General features: G+C 64.1%; 14 protein-coding genes and 1 tRNA gene. 10 read left to right on the top strand and 5 right to left on the bottom strand.

Translation table 11 applies throughout. From position 1 onward, the window contains the following. Window positions 1-46 precede the first annotated feature (46 nt). Complete coding sequence (locus AC3WJM_RS10155; protein ID WP_492271829.1) at window positions 47-535, bottom strand: MarR family winged helix-turn-helix transcriptional regulator; 489 nt, start codon at window positions 533-535, stop codon at window positions 47-49. 109 nt (window positions 536-644) lie between these two features. Between AC3WJM_RS10155 and bcp the strand changes: the two genes are divergently transcribed. From bcp to AC3WJM_RS10120, 7 genes are all read left to right on the top strand, one after another. Continuing rightward, window positions 645-1,118: a thioredoxin-dependent thiol peroxidase gene (gene bcp, locus AC3WJM_RS10150; protein WP_492271828.1), complete on the top strand. Its 474-nt coding sequence runs from the start codon at window positions 645-647 to the stop codon at window positions 1,116-1,118. 117 nt (window positions 1,119-1,235) lie between these two features. After that, a tRNA-Leu gene (locus AC3WJM_RS10145) sits at window positions 1,236-1,317 on the top strand. Window positions 1,318-1,451: 134 nt separating this feature from the next. Further along, complete coding sequence (locus AC3WJM_RS10140; protein ID WP_284988367.1) at window positions 1,452-3,119, top strand: ABC transporter substrate-binding protein; 1,668 nt, start codon at window positions 1,452-1,454, stop codon at window positions 3,117-3,119. A 79-nt stretch (window positions 3,120-3,198) separates the two neighbouring features. Continuing rightward, complete coding sequence (locus AC3WJM_RS10135; protein WP_059387639.1) at window positions 3,199-4,704, top strand: malate:quinone oxidoreductase; 1,506 nt, start codon at window positions 3,199-3,201, stop codon at window positions 4,702-4,704. 64 nt (window positions 4,705-4,768) lie between these two features. Continuing rightward, window positions 4,769-7,993 (top strand): efflux RND transporter permease subunit, encoded by a 3,225-nt coding sequence (locus tag AC3WJM_RS10130; RefSeq protein WP_492271827.1) that lies wholly within the window; start codon window positions 4,769-4,771, stop codon window positions 7,991-7,993. Between the two features lie 127 nt (window positions 7,994-8,120). Beyond that, window positions 8,121-9,242, top strand: coding sequence for an LLM class flavin-dependent oxidoreductase (locus AC3WJM_RS10125; protein ID WP_492271826.1), 1,122 nt, complete (start codon window positions 8,121-8,123; stop codon window positions 9,240-9,242). After that, the gene (locus AC3WJM_RS10120; protein WP_441432409.1) at window positions 9,239-9,718 is read left to right on the top strand and encodes a MarR family winged helix-turn-helix transcriptional regulator; all 480 of its coding nucleotides are present in this window, start codon (window positions 9,239-9,241) and stop codon (window positions 9,716-9,718) included. Before AC3WJM_RS10125 ends, AC3WJM_RS10120 begins: the two co-directional genes overlap by 4 nt. Here AC3WJM_RS10120 and AC3WJM_RS10115 read toward each other — a convergent pair. Both AC3WJM_RS10115 and AC3WJM_RS10110 read right to left on the bottom strand, forming a co-directional pair. Continuing rightward, entirely contained in the window at window positions 9,715-10,521 is an 807-nt protein-coding gene (locus tag AC3WJM_RS10115) for a transglutaminase-like domain-containing protein (protein ID WP_284988370.1), read from the bottom strand. The two genes, AC3WJM_RS10120 and AC3WJM_RS10115, sit on opposite strands and share 4 nt — an antisense overlap. Window positions 10,522-10,599: 78 nt before the next feature. Further along, window positions 10,600-11,409, bottom strand: coding sequence for a hypothetical protein (locus AC3WJM_RS10110; RefSeq protein ID WP_307054178.1), 810 nt, complete (start codon window positions 11,407-11,409; stop codon window positions 10,600-10,602). A 124-nt stretch (window positions 11,410-11,533) separates the two neighbouring features. On the opposite strand from AC3WJM_RS10110, the gene AC3WJM_RS10105 reads away from it, so the two are divergent. Genes AC3WJM_RS10105 through AC3WJM_RS10095 form a run of 3 tightly spaced genes read left to right on the top strand, consistent with a single transcriptional unit; the run spans window position 11,534 to window position 13,601 of the window. Continuing rightward, a complete protein-coding gene (locus AC3WJM_RS10105; RefSeq protein ID WP_307054181.1) occupies window positions 11,534-12,202 on the top strand; it encodes a DUF1684 domain-containing protein in 669 nt (222 codons plus the stop codon). A gap of 40 nt (window positions 12,203-12,242) precedes the next feature. Next, complete coding sequence (locus tag AC3WJM_RS10100) at window positions 12,243-13,097, top strand: fumarylacetoacetate hydrolase family protein (protein WP_284988373.1); 855 nt, start codon at window positions 12,243-12,245, stop codon at window positions 13,095-13,097. Window positions 13,098-13,109: 12 nt separating this feature from the next. After that, window positions 13,110-13,601 (top strand): GtrA family protein, encoded by a 492-nt coding sequence (locus tag AC3WJM_RS10095; protein ID WP_492258903.1) that lies wholly within the window; start codon window positions 13,110-13,112, stop codon window positions 13,599-13,601. A 78-nt stretch (window positions 13,602-13,679) separates the two neighbouring features. Here AC3WJM_RS10095 and AC3WJM_RS10090 read toward each other — a convergent pair whose 3' ends face one another. Beyond that, complete coding sequence (locus AC3WJM_RS10090; RefSeq protein WP_492271825.1) at window positions 13,680-14,837, bottom strand: cysteine desulfurase family protein; 1,158 nt, start codon at window positions 14,835-14,837, stop codon at window positions 13,680-13,682. Window positions 14,838-14,841: 4 nt separating this feature from the next. Continuing rightward, the gene (nadC, locus tag AC3WJM_RS10085) at window positions 14,842-15,738 is read right to left on the bottom strand and encodes a carboxylating nicotinate-nucleotide diphosphorylase (RefSeq protein WP_284988376.1); all 897 of its coding nucleotides are present in this window, start codon (window positions 15,736-15,738) and stop codon (window positions 14,842-14,844) included. Window positions 15,739-15,834: the final 96 nt, after the last annotated feature.

The raw sequence follows: 15,834 nt of genomic DNA, 5'->3' as shown, positions 1-15,834 counted from the left end.
CCCCCGGACTCGGCCCGGAGCCGCTTCCGCCCGGACCTGCGGAGGCCTAGTTGGAGGGCTCGCCCGGCGCCACAGCTGAATCCGCTGCGGCCACAATGTCGTTCACGACTGCCGAGGAATGAGTGTTTGCCAGTTCGCGTACAAGCGACTGGAGCTCCCGCCGCAGTTTGGCGGTGTCCACGGGCACGGGTGCAAGCACTTCGCGTTCCAGCTGCGTGGCGAGTCCGAGGGTGCGCTCCCCCGCCTCGGTCAAACTGACCACTTGGCTACGGCGGTCGGACACGCTGCGTGCACGGCTGACGTGGCCGTGTGCCTCCAGCCTGGTGAGCGTCTTCCCCATTGTCTGCGCCTGAACCCGGACGATCTGTGCGAGCATCGACTGGGTTGTCGGTCCGTTGACGGCAAGTACTTCCATGACAATGACCCCGGCATGGGTCAGGTCCATACCGCGCAGTTTCTCGTTCCAGGCATGCTCCACGAGTCGCGCGGCCGTGGAGAGCAGGCGCCCAGTGGGCCACCGTTCCATATCAGGCATAAGGGCCAGTATATAGACCGCTGCGCGCGGAGCAGGACCGGGGTTCAATTCGTGAAGCGGCCAGCCGATCACTAAGCTGAGTGATCGCGAACGCTAGCAAGGAGCACAAATGGCTGAACGACTCATTCCAGGCGACATTGCCCCGGACTTCACCCTCAAGGACCACGCGGGCCGCGAGGTCAGCCTGGCGTCGCACCGTGGCCGCAATACAGTCATCTACTTCTACCCCGCGGCTTCCACCCCGGCATGCGCCAAGCAGGCCTGCGACTTCCGCGATTCCCTCGCAACCCTCCAGGCCGCCGGTTACGAGGTTCTTGGCATCTCTCCGGACACCGTGAAGGATCTGGAGAAGTTTGTGGCCGAAGAATCATTGACCTTCCCGCTGCTGTCCGACGAGGGGCACCATGTGGCTGAGGCCTATGCGGCGTGGGGCGAAAAGAAGAACTACGGGCGCACCTACCAAGGGCTGATCCGCTCTACGATCGTGGTGGACCCCGACGGCAAGGTGGCCTTGGCCCAGTACAACGTGCGGGCCACCGGCCATGTCGCCAAACTCCGCAGGGACCTCAAACTCGACAATTAGCCACCGCATCGCCGCATAGGCGCGGCTGGAATGGGTGGCGCGAAACCGCGGGTACAATGGAGGCCGGTAGAAGACCGGGGCGGGAATCCCTGAATCCCGGTCCGGAGACCAACACCAGCGCGAGTGGTGAAATTGGCAGACACGCAGGATTTAGGTTCCTGTGCCTTCGGGCGTGGGGGTTCAAGTCCCCCCTTGCGCACATTCAGGAAGTGCCCCGGTCCTTGGCCGGGGCACTTCCAGTTTCCAGCCGGGACTCAGGGCCCTGAACTAGACTGGACCGCGGTCCGGCTGCCGCGGGCCCCAAGCCCGTCCAACTGCCTTGAGGGGACAAGAGTGGTAAGCAGCAAGCTTCGCCGAGTCACGCTACAAATCGGCGCAGGCCTTCTGGCCCTGGCCTTGACCTCGTGCACGGTAAGTCCTGGACCGGCACCGTCAGCCTCGGCCGCGGGCAGCACCAAGGCAGAGCCGAGCAAGACCTTCAACTTCGGCACCCCGTCGATGCCGCTTGGGCTCGATCCCGCCGTGACGAACGACTCCGAGTCCTATCGCGTGACCCGGCAAGTGATGGAAGGCCTTGTGGGGGTCGACGCGTCCACTGGCCAACCAACTCCCCTGCTTGCCACCTCTTGGTCACAAGGGAACGACGGACTCAGCTACGACTTCACGTTGCGGTCGAAAGTCACCTTCCACGATGGCACCGTCTTTGACGCCGCCGCCGTCTGCAGCAACTTCAACCGTTGGTTCAATTTCCCGGCGACCGTGCGTCAGCAGGCACCGGGCATCGCGTTCAAGAGCGTCTTCAAATCCTTCGCGGACGACGCTTCGCTTTCGCTCTTCAAGAACTGCAAGGTCATCTCCCCCGATCACGTCCAAATCAACCTGGCCAAGCCCTTCACAGGCTTCCTTCAGGCTTTGACCCTGCCGGCGTTCGCGATGTCCTCCCCGAAAGCAATGGCCGACGGCAAGGCCGACGTCCTGGACAAGAAGCTGTCAGGCCAGCCGGCGTCAGCCTATGCCTCCCACCCCGTGGGCACGGGACCTTACGTTTTCTCCTCCTGGAGCCAGGACCGCATTACGCTGACCAGCTACAAGGGCTACTGGGGCGACCGGGGAGAGATAGCCACGGTCAACTTCATTCCGTTCGACTATCCGCAGGCCCGGCTCCAGGCCTTGCTCGCTGGAACCATCGACGGATACGACCTTGTTACCGCCGGCACCTTTGACCAACTGGTCAAGAAGGGCATGCAAATCGTCCAACGGGATCCGTTCTCCGTGATGTACCTGGGGATGAACGAGTCCGTGGCGCCCCTCCAGAACCTTGGCGTGCGGCAGGCAATAGAGATGGCCATCGACAAAGACACCCTTATCCACAAGTTCTTCATCGACAACACCTCACCTGCGACCCAGTTTGTTCCCCCCAAGCTGAGCGGCTTCAACAACAACGCACCGTCCTTGGGATACGACCCGGACAAGGCCAAGCAACTCCTCGCCAAGTCGGGCTACAAAGGCGAGGAGCTCAAGTTCTACTACCCACTCAATGTCACGCGCGCCTACCTTCCCACTCCGGAGAAGATCTACGCGGAGATCAGCGCGGAGCTCACCGCCATCGGACTGAACATCAAGCCGGTGCCCGTGAACTGGGACGACGGCTACCTCCAGAAGGTCCAATCACCCGGTGACCATGCGCTGCATTTGCTCGGCTGGAATGGCGCCTACTCGGACCCGGACAACTTCGTTGGAACCCTCTTCGGTGAAAACAACGGTGAGTTCGGCTACAGCGATCCCCAAGTCTTCTCAAAGATCGACCGGGCCCGGGGACTCCCCGACGGCGCTGACCGCAACTCGCAGTACCAGACCATCAATGCGCAGATCGCTGCCACCGTCCCGGCGGTACCCATCGCCTTCCCGATCTCGGCTTTGGCCCTTTCCGACCGCGTCGAGAAGTACCCGGCATCGCCTGTCTTAAACGAAGTTTTTACAAACGTTCGCCTGAAGTCTTGACGTCCTGCCGCAATTTCAGTTATGTGCCCACGCGGGGATATTCTGTGACAGCCAGTGCCGCCGCTATCGGAGATAGATCGTGACCTTCATTTCCAAGACACACCACGCTGACGTCGTCCTTATTGGGGGCGGGATCATGAGCGCAACCCTGGGGGCGTTCATCAAGCAACTCGAACCCAGCTGGACCATCTCCCTTTTTGAGCGACTCGACGAAGCCGGCCTGGAAAGCTCCGGACCGTGGAACAACGCGGGAACCGGGCACGCAGCGCTCTGTGAGCTTAATTACTCGCCCGCAGCCAAGGACGGCTCGGTAGACCCGTCCAAGGCCCTCCACATCAACGAGCAGTTCCAGCTCTCCCGGCAGTTCTGGTCCCACCTCGTGGACAACAAATTGATCGGCTCCCCGAAGGGATTCATCAACACCGTCCCGCATATGAGCTTCGTCATCGGCGACAAGCACGCAGACTTCCTCAAGACCCGCTACGAGGCACTCAAGCCCAACACGCTCTTCCGCAGCATGGAATACACGGAAGACCAGGCACAGATCGCCAAGTGGGCTCCGCTGATCGTCAAGGGCCGCGACGCCAAGCAGCGCGTTGCCGCCACCCGCGCCGCTGAAGGCACCGACGTCGACTTCGGCGCCTTGACCCGCGAACTGACCGGCTACCTCGCCGCGAACGGCGTTGAAGTCAACTATGGCCACGACGTCACCAATGTGAGCAAAGCCTCCGACGGCGGCTGGGACCTTTCACTCAAGTACCCCGCTTCCGGCGAACACAGCCGGATCCACGCCAAGTTCGTCTTCGTCGGCGCGGGCGGCGGAGCACTCCACCTGCTCCAGGCATCGGGTATCCCGGAAAGCAAGGGCTACGGCGGTTTCCCGGTATCCGGACAGTTCTTCCGCTGCACCGACGAGGCCATCGCCAGCCAGCACAGCGCCAAGGTGTACGGCCAGGCCTCCGTCGGCGCCCCGCCCATGTCCGTGCCGCACCTTGATACCCGCTACGTCGGCGGCAAGCGTTCCCTGCTTTTCGGCCCGTACGCCGGCTTCTCCACCAACTTCCTCAAGACGAGCAGCTACCTTGACCTTCCGCTGTCCATCCGCCCGAGCAACATCATCCCGATGCTGGCCGTGGCCAAGGACAACATGGACTTGACCGCGTACTTGATCAAGGAAGTGGCCAAGCGCCACGACGCCAAGGTGGAGTCCCTTCGCGAGTACTACCCCCAGGCCGACGGCGGCAACTGGGAGCTCATCACAGCAGGCCAGCGGGTTCAGATTATCAAGAAGGACTCCAAGAAGGGCGGCGTGCTGCAGTTCGGCACCGAGGTCATCACGGCCCGTGACGGATCCATCGGAGCACTGCTCGGCGCCTCCCCCGGTGCCTCGACCGCCGTCCCCATCATGATCGAGATGCTCCAGCGGTCCTTCCCGAAGAACTTCAAAGGCTGGCAGTCCAAGCTCAAGGAAATGATGCCGGGCTACGGCGTCAAGCTAAACGACAATCCCGACCTCGCGGCCGAGCTGGAAGCGAGCACTGCCCGTTCGCTCCAACTCGAGCCCGCCGACGCCGTCCAGCACTAGCAACCGTCCGGGCTGCGGCCGGTTCACGACAAGAGACAGACCGTAGATCCCAGGAGACAGTGCAATGTTCCGTCTGGCAAAGCTTTCACTGGCGAACAGGGCACTGATCGCGCTGATCACCGTCTTCGCGGCGGTGTTCGGCGTGATCACCATGTCGTCCCTCAAGCAGGAACTCATTCCCTCGATCGAGTTCCCGCAGATCTCGGTGATCACGGCGATGCCGGGCGCGTCGCCGGAAGTTGTCGACAAGCAGCTCAGCCGCCCGCTCGAAGCAGCACTGAACAGCGTCGAGGGCCTGGAATCGACCACGTCGACGTCGCGGAACGGTGTTTCGCAGATCTCCATGGTGTTCACCTACGGTTCGAACCTGGACCGCGCGCGCAACCAGATCGACCGCGCCATCTCCAACGCCAAGCGTGTGCTGCCGGCCGACGTCGAGCCCCGATCCTTTGCCGGCAGCATCAGCGACTTCCCGATCGTGTACCTGGCGGTGTCTTCGGACAAGCCTCTCAGCGAGCTGAACACGGACCTGCAGCGATTGAGCGTTCCCCGGCTCCAGAAACTGGACGGGGTCCGCAGCGCTGACGTGACAGGCGGAGCCACCCAACACATCCTGATCCAGCCCAAAGCCCAAGCCATGGCCGCGAGCGGCGCCACCGTCCAGTCGCTCACGAACGCCCTCAAGAACAACGGGACCCTGGTCCCGGCAGGAACCATCGAGGACCAGGGCAAGACCCTTTCCCTGCAAATCGGCAGCCCGGTGGACTCCCTCGACGTCATCAAGGGCTTGCCGCTCACCGGCGCCAAGGTCGGAACCACCATCGGCTCCGTTGCCGACGTGAGCATCAAGGACGACGCCGCAACCTCGATTACCCGGACCAACGGGAAGCCGACACTGGCCCTGTCCATCACGAAAAAGCCCGACGGCGATACCGTTGCCATTTCGCACGCCGTGAAGGATTCCATTGCCCAGATGGAAGCCGAACTCGGCTCCAATGCGCACTTCACGCCAGTGTTCGACCAAGCCCCATACATCGAAAAGTCCATCAAGGACCTCACGACGGAAGGCCTTCTTGGGCTGGGCTTCGCGGTAGCGGTCATCCTCGTGTTCCTGATGTCCGTACGCTCAACGCTCGTGACGGCGGTCTCCATTCCGTTGTCGCTCCTGATCACGTTCATCGGAATATCGGCGACCCACTACTCGCTCAACATCCTCACCCTCGGCGCGTTGACCATCGCGATCGGCCGCGTGGTGGATGACTCGATCGTGGTGATCGAGAACATCAAACGGCACCTCAGCTACGGCGAGCACAAGCTCGGGGCCATCCTCAATTCGATCCGCGAAGTTGCCGGCGCCATCACAGCGTCCACCCTCACCACGGTTGCCGTGTTCCTGCCGATCGCCTTTGTGGGCAACCTGGCTGGCGAGCTGTTCAGGCCCTTCGCCCTGACGGTGACCATCGCCCTGTTGTCCTCGTTGCTCGTCTCCCTCACCATCGTTCCGGTCCTGGCTTACTGGTTCCTCAAGTCGCCGTCGCCGGCTTCGGCTGCGGAGGACGCCCGTATCGCCGAGGCCGCCCGATCCAAGGCGCACGAGGCGGAGCAACGCAGCCGCCTGCAGCGCGGCTACTTGCCCATCCTGGCCAAGTCCCAGAAGCACCCGGTCATCACGATCGTCGCTGCTGTGCTGGTCTTGGGCGGGACTGCTGCCATGTCTCCCCTACTCGCTACCGACTTGCTGGGTAACTCCGGCCAAAACAGCATGACCGTCCGGCAGGTCCTTCCTGCCGGCACCAGCTTGGAACAGACCGGCGCCGCCGCCGCCCAGGTGGAATCGGTCCTCCGCGGGATAGACGGCATCAAGGACGTCCAGGTCACGTCAGGCAACGCCCAAACGGGATTCGCCGCGCTCACCTCGAGCGGCGCTTCCAACTCGACGTTCACCGTGGTGACTGACGATAAGGCTGACCAGCAGAAATTGCAGGACACGGTCCGGTCCCGGCTCGCCAGTGCCTCGGCTCCCGGGAAGGTCACTGTCGGTGCACAGCAAGGCGGGCTGGGCACCTCTTCCAGCGTCGACATCACTATCAACGCCGCCAACTCGGCGGATCTCAAGACCGCAAGCGACGCCGTGGCGAAGGCCATGGACGGCGTGCCCGGGAGTGCCGAGGTAGCCACCAACCTGGATGCCAGCCAGTCCGTAGTCCAGGTGAAGGTAGATCGCGCCAAGGCCGTCGCCGCCGGGCTGAACGAGGAACAAGTCGCCGGGGTCCTCGCGTCCACGGTCAGCCCGATCCCCGCAGGCACCGTCCGTATCGACACCACGGACTTCCCGGTGCAGATCGGCGAAGGCACGCACTTCACCAGCATCTCCGATGTCAGGGCCATCAATCTCCCGACGCCGGCCGGGCCCGTTCCGCTGTCGAGCATCGCGTCCGTGGATCAAGTTGACACCCCGGTCTCCATCACGAGCAGCAACGGCCAGCGGAGCGCGAAGGTGACCGTCACGCCGTCGGGCTCCAACCTTGGAGCCGTCAGCACGGCAGTCAGTGACCGGCTGGCCTCGGTGCAGCTCCCGGCAGGCGTTACCGCCACCATCGGCGGCGCCACGACGCAGCAGGCCGACTCCTTCCGACAGCTCGGGCTCGCGCTCCTGGCCGCCGTCGCCATTGTGTATGTCATCATGGTGGCCGCGTTCAAGTCCCTCATCCAGCCCCTCATCCTGCTCGTGTCCGTGCCTTTTGCGGCGACGGGCGCCATCGCTCTGCTCCTGGTCACGGGCGTTCCGCTGGGACTGCCTTCCCTGATCGGCATGCTCATGTTGGTGGGAATCGTCGTGACCAATGCGATCGTCCTGATCGACCTCATCAACCAGTACCGCAAACCACACGATGGCAGCCCCGGAATGAGCGTGGCAGACGCCATCACCCACGGAGCCAGGCAGCGGCTACGCCCGATCCTCATGACGGCGCTTGCTACCGTCTTCGCCCTGACACCCATGGCTTTGGGCCTCACGGGCGGCGGCGGGTTCATTTCCCGGCCGCTGGCGGTTGTGGTCATCGGCGGCCTCGTTTCGTCCACGGCGTTGACGCTCGTCCTGGTGCCCGTCCTTTACAAACTGGTCGAAGGCCGGCGGGAGAAGAAAGCGCTCCTCAAGGCACTCACGCAACGCCCCGACGTCGCGCAGGACGGGGTCGCCGGCCACGGCGACGGCGACCACCTTGACTGGACCACCGGAATGATTCCCAAAGTCTCCGGCCGCCGGTCCGCCTCCAGCCCCGCCGAGTAGGGCGACACACCGGGAACAAAATGATGCCTCACCCTGTTGCAGGCAGCGATACATGCAAATGCATCTATTTTGGGATAGACTGTTGGCAGAGCCCGGACACCAAACCGGGCAGGCAGAAAGGCACATCATGGAGATCGGCGTATTCAGCGTCAGCGACATCACCACTGACCCCACCACGGGCCACACCCCCACGGAGAACGAGCGCATCAAGGCCGCCGTGGCGACCGCCAAGAAGGTCGAAGAGATCGGCATGGACGTCTATGCGATCGGCGAGCACCACAACCGCCCCTTCTTCTCATCGTCCCCCACCACCACGCTGGCGTACATCGCAGCGCAGACTGAACGCATCACGCTGTCAACGTCCACCACGCTGATCACCACGAACGATCCCGTCAAGATCGCCGAAGACTTCGCGATGCTCCAGCACCTGGCGGATGGACGCGTGGACCTCATCATGGGCCGCGGCAACACCGCCCCCGTCTACCCCTGGTTCGGCAAGAACATCCAGGACGGGATCGAGCTCGCGATCGAGAACTATTCCCTGCTGCGCAAGCTCTGGGATGAAGACACCGTCAACTGGAGCGGCAAGTTCCGCACCCCGCTGCAGAACTTCACCTCCACGCCCCGCCCGCTCGACGGCGTCGCGCCTTTCGTCTGGCATGGCTCCATCCGCAGCCCGCAGATCGCGGAACTTGCCGCCTACTACGGCGACGGCTTCTTCGCCAACAACATCTTCTGGCCCAAGGAGCACTACCAGCAGCTGATCGGCCTGTACCGCGAGCGCTATGAGCACTACGGCCACGGCAACGCAGACCAAGCCATCGTCGGCCTCGGCGGGCAGTTCTTCATGCGCAAGAATTCCCAGGATGCCGTGCAGGAGTTCCGCCCCTACTTCGACAATGCACCGGTGTACGGCCACGGGCCCTCGCTCGAGGACTTCACGTCCCAGACACCGCTGACCGTCGGCAGTCCGCAGGAAGTCATCGAAAAGACCCTGACTTTCCGCGAATACTTCGGCGACTACCAGCGCCAGCTGTTCCTCGTGGACCATGCGGGCCTCCCGCTCAAGACCGTCCTGGAACAACTGGATCTCTTCGGCGAGGAAGTCCTGCCCGTTCTGCGCAAGGAATTCGAGGACCGCAAGCCGGCCCACGTGCCTGACGCACCCACCCATGCATCCCGGGTGGCAGCATCCGTGATCGCCTCGGCCAGCGAGGCGGTTACCGATTCCGCCGGGCGGACCCCGTGACCACCACAGCGCCCACCTCGTCCGCCGTGCGCCTCGCCGCCGAAACCTGGGAGTCCTTGTTCCGCTCCCAGGTGGCGGTGATGCGCCGCCTCCAGGCCGGGCAGGCATTCAAGAAACTGCCCATCAAGGAGTACGACGTCCTGTTCACTCTTTCCCGTTGCCCCACGGGCAAGCTGCGGCTGAACGAGATCAACGATCACGTCCTGCTCAGCCAGTCCAGCCTGAGCCGGCTGGTTGACCGGTTGGAGAAGCGCGGGCTCGTGGAGCGCAGCATCGCTCCCGACGACGGACGCGGCATCCTACTGGGGCTTACCGCGGCCGGGCAGGAACTGCAGAAGGAGATCGGGCGGGAGCACGTCCGCGACATCGCCGAACTTGTGGCTCCGGCTTTGACAGCCGAGGAGCAGCGTGAGCTTCTTCGCCTGACGGAAAAGCTGCAAGTGTTCGTCGCGCACAAGCAGCCGCGCGAAGGCTAGCGGAGGACGACGAGCTTTGCCGGATCCTCATCCGGCAGCTCGTCGGCCACCACCGCGGTGACTTTCAGGCTCTTCAATGACAGGCTGCCGCCCACCGTGGACAGAAACGCGGTGTCCGAGGAATCGCGTCCGGCCGTGATGCGCAGCATAGACTCGCGCGGGGCCAAGCCGGTGGGATCGATCACGTACCACGTTCCGTCGATGTGGGCCTCAGCCACGGCGTGGAAGTCCATGGGGCTCAGTCCGGGCGCGTACACCGCCGCGAGCCGGGAGGGGATGTCCTTGGAACGCAGGAGGGCAATGGCAAGGTGGGCGAAGTCCCGGCAAACCCCTTTGCGGTGCAGGAGCGTCTCTACCGCTCCATCCGTCCCGCGCGAGGAACCACTGACGTAGCGGAGCTCGTCGTGGACCCAATTCCGGACTGCCTGCAACAGTTCTTCGCCGTGGAGCCCGCCGAACTCGGCGTACGACGTCGGAAGGAGGCGATCGGACTCGGCATAGCGGCTGGGCCGCACGTAGCGGATGAGTTCCATACGGGAGGACTCATCCGGGGCACCCAAGCCCTCCACCGAGGCACGGTAATCAACCGTTACCTCGCTGGGTTCTTCGAACTCCATGTACTGGAAGCGTCCGCCGTGATGGTCCCTCAACTCAGTGAACGGAACAGCTTCGCCCTCCACCGTGACGGACAGCTCTTCGGTCAACGAGTCATAGCCCGGATTGCTGGCCACGGCGATTGCCATGGCCACTTTGGTGTTGGCGACGGTCTTGAAAACGAGCTGGGCAGCAACGTTGCGTTCCATGGATCTCCGGAGTGTTGCGGCTGGACAACCCACTAATTGGGCAGAGTTGGCGCCGACGAATGTCTATCAACCTTGGTTCTACAGATTGACCTTCAGAGACAATAGCATCCGCTGGACGTTGGCGAATTCCGAGCTCTGGTCAACGTACTTGGCGGCCTGGTCCAAGGTGTCGAAGGACTTCGCGGGAGCAACTACTTCATCCGTGGCGAAGGCATGCACGGCTTGCATGTCCCCGAAGTAGTAGTTGCCCTTTCCTGCAGGTCCCACCACAAGGTTCCGCAGTTGGCAGGCCTGCCCATCGGTTCCGGCTACCAGGTTGGTGATGCCGTACGAACCGAAGAATTTATAGCCCTGGATGACCCGGAACACCACGTGCGGGGGGATCGTGGAATCGCCGTCGGCATGGGGCAGGTCAATAGGCACGCTGCTGACCACGACGTAAGGACGCTTGGCGGCCGGATTGCAGTCAGCCGGACTCGCCGAGGGCAGCCCGGTGTGAAGGGTCGCCAGGTACCCTCCCTTGGCGTCTTTGACCTCGATCTTCAGGGCGCCCGGCATGGAACCGGCGTCGGGCGTGACCGATTGCGCAATCCAGTCACTCGGAAGATCGAAGCTGACCTTCTTGGCCGCATCCGAGTACGTTTTCCACGCCGCGGCAGTCGCCCCCGCCGTCGCGGTGCTTCCTGCGGAAGGGCTGGCACTGGAACCGCCCGACGGTGCGGCTGTGCTTGGGCCCGACGGCGTTGCGCTCCCGGGAGCCGCACTGCTGGACCCGGCTGTCCAGACGGCGCCGCCCTTGCCCTCGGAACTACAGCCGGCGGCGGCGACCACAATGAGCGCACCGAGGACGGCGACTGAAAACTTCAACGGGATCCGCTTTGCTCTCATGCGCACCAGCCTAGCGGCGCCGAGCCGCTGCCCGTCCCTCCGGATCGGCGTTTCGCGCCTGCAAACCCAGCCGATGCCCTACGGGCCGCCGCTTCGGCCCGTGCGGTAGGACTAGGCTGGACGCATGGCTCCCGATCTGCTCGATGAGGACGAAAACAGTGTGGCGGACATTTCCGCCGTGGACATCGCAGACTGGCGTTTGCGCACGTTCGCCTTGTACGACGACGTCCGCAAGATCGCGATGGACGATCCCTTCCAGGCCCACGTGTACTGGCGCCAGGAACGGGACCGCATGTTCGGTACCCACCCGGCCTCGGCGCTGACTCCCGCCAGCAAGCAGGCTTTTTCGGGCTTGCGCACCGCGGACTACGATCCCCGGTTCCGCCGCTATGCCGCCCTTTCGCCGGAAGGCGCGGGCCAGGAGATGAACGTCCAGACCGGGACCGACGGCGTGGTGCCGTTTGTCCGCCTCGGCACCTTCGACCTCGACGAGCTCGGCTCGCTGGCCGTGTGGCGCCTGCGCAGCTACGGCGGCGGCATCTTCGTGCCCTTCCGCGACGCCACGGCCGGCAAACCCGGAGGAAGCTACGGCGCCGGCCGCTACTTGCTGGACACCATCAAGGGAGCCTTCCACGGCCTTCGAGGATCCGGGCAACAGGAGTTCGTGCTCGACTTCAATTTCGCCTACAACCCATCCTGTGCCTACAACGAGGCCTGGGCCTGCCCCTTGGCCGGGCCCGCGAATCGCCTGGCCGCGGATATCCCCGTGGGCGAGCTCTACTTGCCCGTCTAAACCTGCCGCCTCAAGAGGTTCAAGGACGTAGGATGTCTTCATGACTTCCTCACGTGCACGCCGGATCGCCCGCGTCCGCCCGCTCTCCCCCACCTCACCGGACGAACAGTTCTTCGTAGCGAACGACGCCGCCGACTTCGCTTCCGCGGAAGGCCGGAGCTGGACGGTGGTGGACAGTCCGTTCCCAGGCTCGCCGGCAAATAGCAGCAGCGCAGGGCGGCCAGGTTGGGTTGCAGGCTCTCGTGTCTCCGAGGATGTGTTCACGTTCCTGGCGCCGTCTGTTCCCGCCAACGTCTTCGGCATGGCGCACAACACCGGCCAGCCAGGCCGGGATTTGCCTGCGCAGGCGTTCCACAAGGCCGCCACAAGCGTCATCGGACCAGGCGACGCCATCGAACTCGCCTCCGGCGTCGGATACGTGGACCCCGAAGCGGAGCTGACCGTCGTCGTCGGGCGCAAAGTCCGCGGCCTCACACTCGACAACGCGCGCGACGCCATCCTCGGTTTCACGATCGGCAACGACGTCTCGGCGCGGGACCTGCAGAAGACCGACGACTTGTGGATCAGCGCGAAAAGCCAGGACACGTTTACCCCTGCGGGACCGTGGATCGTCACTGACCTCGATGACAGTGATCTTTCGATCGGCATCGTGCACAACGGCAGGGAATTGCGGACGGCCAGCACCGCCGACCTCGGATGGAAAGTGGACGAGATCCTTGTCTACCTCACGTCGTTCATGACTTTGCACCCCGGAGACCTGGTCCTCACCGGCTTCCCCGCCGAGTGTGCCAGGATCGCGCCAGGAGACCTTGTGAGCTGCCGCATTGAGGGCATCGGAGAGCTCACCAACCCCGTCATCGCAGCAACTTGGGAGAAAATTCCCAGCTTGATATGACAGGCTTGAGCAATGGAGCCTCCTGCCGTGCCGGCAATTGAGACGCGGCAGACGTCCCTTTCCAGGCCAAATACAAGCAAGCGCCGCAAAGGCGTGCTGCGCTATCCGGTGGTCAGGCAGCTCATCCGTTTCACCGGCGTCGGGATCATCTGCACCGTCACCTCGCTGGCACTGTACGCGCTGTTCAGGCCGTGGGTGGGACCCCAACCTGCCAACGCCGCAGCGCTGATCATCACCTCGCTCATGAACACGGCCCTGAACCGTCGGCTGACCTTCAAGATCAGTGGCAACCGGAAGAGGACGCGGGACCACTTGAACGGGTTGATCGTGATCGCCGTGGCGCTGGTCATCACTGGCGGGAGCCTGGGCGTGCTGCATGCGTTCCGGCCCGAGGCAACCCTCGAGGAGGACCTCTGGACCACCACGCTGTCCGGATTCGTCGCGACGGCCGTGCGGTTCACGATGCTGCGGCACTGGATTTTCCGCCGCGCCCGCCACGTCTGACTCCCAACTGACTCGCATTTGTTGTCGTTTTGAGGGCTCAGAACGACAACAAATGCGAGCCAGTTGGGTCGGAGACGGTCAGCGGCGGCCGAGCCCCTGGACGCTCCCGACGGCGGCAGCCACGGCTTCCGCGGCTTGGTCCAGTTCCGCTGACGTCACCGTGGAGTCGAAGCTGAAACGCACAGCTGTGTGGGCCACCTCGGGCTCGATTCCCAAGGCCAGCAGGACCGGAGAGGGGGCGTCGGATCCAGCGGCGCACGCCGATCCGCTGGAGCACACCACCCCAAGCCGCTCAAGCTCAAGCAACACCGACTCCCCGCTGGTGCCGGGGAAACAGAAAGACGCGACGGACGGTAAGCGTCGCGAGGGGTGGCCGGTCAACACGGCACCAGGCACCGCCTCGAGGACAGCGCAGATGAAGGCATCCCGCAACTCCGTGACACGTCCGGCAAGTCCGGACTGCCCGGCATGGGCGAGCGTCAGCGCCGTGGCCAGCGCGACGGCTCCCGCCACGTTTTCGGTCCCGGAGCGCCTGCCCCGCTCCTGTCCGCCGCCATGGACGAGCGGTTCAAGTCTCAGCCTGCCCTTGGCATAGAGCACGCCGCTGCCCTTCGGTGCGCCGAGCTTATGGCCTGAGATACTCAGCGCGTCGACCCCCAGTTCTTTGACGCCAATCGGGAGCCAGCCCGCAGCCTGGACGGCGTCCGTGTGAAACGGCACACCATGTTCCGCGGCAACCTCGGCAAGTTGCCGCACGGGCTGCACGGTCCCGATCTCGTTATTCGCATACATGATGCTGACGAGGGCCGTCTCCGGGCTCAGCGCGGCCCGGAGCGCCTCAACCGTCACCACACCGTTCCGGTCCACGGGGACCACGTCCACCTCGAACCCGTGGACGCGTTGCAGGTAGAGCGCGGATTCCTCGACGGCAGGGTGCTCGATAGCGCTGATGACAACGCGGTTCAGGGCAGGATCCGCCGCACGTCTCGCGAGGGCAATTCCTTTCACCGCCAGGTTGTCCGCCTCGGTGCCGCCGGACGTGAAGGTGATCTCCCCCGGCCGGCAGCCCAGAGCCTTCGCTACCGCCGCGCGTGCCCCGGACAACGCGTTCGCGGCTGCTTCGCCGAGGTTGTGATGGCTTGAGGGATTGCCGAACTCCCCCGTCAGATACGGCCACATGGCTTCGAGGACTTCCCTGCGGACCGGTGTGGTCGCCGCGGCGTCGAGGAAGATCATGGTGTCAGCCGAGAGCCAGGGATGGGTCCGGCGCCACGTCGAGCGTCACGTCCAGGCCGAGATCCAGCGCGCTGACGCTGTGGGTGAGTCCGCCGATCGAAATGACATCGACTCCCGCGGCCGCGATGTCCGCCACGGTGTTGACGTTGACGTTGCCGCTCGCCTCGACGACGGCGCGGCCCGCCACCTGCTTCACGCCGGCACGGAGCTCCTCAAGCGAAAAGTTGTCCAGCATGATCGTGTCGACACCGGCCGCCAGCACGGGTTCGATCTGCTCGGCGCGGTCCACTTCCACCTCGAAGTGCGTGGTGTGGCCCAGTTGGGCCTTGGCGGCCTTGAGCAGTGCAGTGAGTTTCGCGGAATCGCCACCGGTCATCACTGCCAAGTGGTTGTCCTTCGCCAGCACGGCATCGGACAAGCTGTAGCGGTGGTTGGCTCCTCCGCCGCATCGCACGGCGTAGCGTTCCAATACCCGCAGCCCGGGAGTAGTTTTCCGGGTGTCGGTGATGCGGGCCTTGGTACCGTCGACCAGCTTGACGAATTCCGCGGTCTTGGTGGCAATGGCGCTCATGCGCTGGGCAAGGTTGAGCCCGACGCGTTCGGCGAGCAGCACCGAGCGTGCCCGGCCGCTGACCCGCGCCAGGTGGGTTCCGGCGTCGAACGCTTCACCGTCCGCGAGCAGCAGCTCCACTTCGGTGTCCGGGTCGACGAGCAGCATGGCGTCACGGAACACCGTTCCGCCGCTGAACACCCCCGGAACCCGGGCATTGAGCACGGCGGTGGCCCGGGCTTCGGCGGGAATGAGCAGCTGCGAGGTGATATCGCCGCTCGGCGCGTCCTCCGCGAATGCCCGCTCCAGGATGTCCCGGACGGGTGCTGCGGGGAGGGTCAGGCTAGTCATTGACGAGGCTCGCTTTCCGGCGGATCGTGTATCTCTGAACAATTTCTTCACGCGGGGTTTCGACCGCATCACTCCGATAATGCGCCCCCAACGACC

Source organism: Arthrobacter sp. FW306-1B-G06A (genome assembly GCF_058781765.1).
This window is presented reverse-complemented; position numbering and strand designations above follow the sequence as displayed.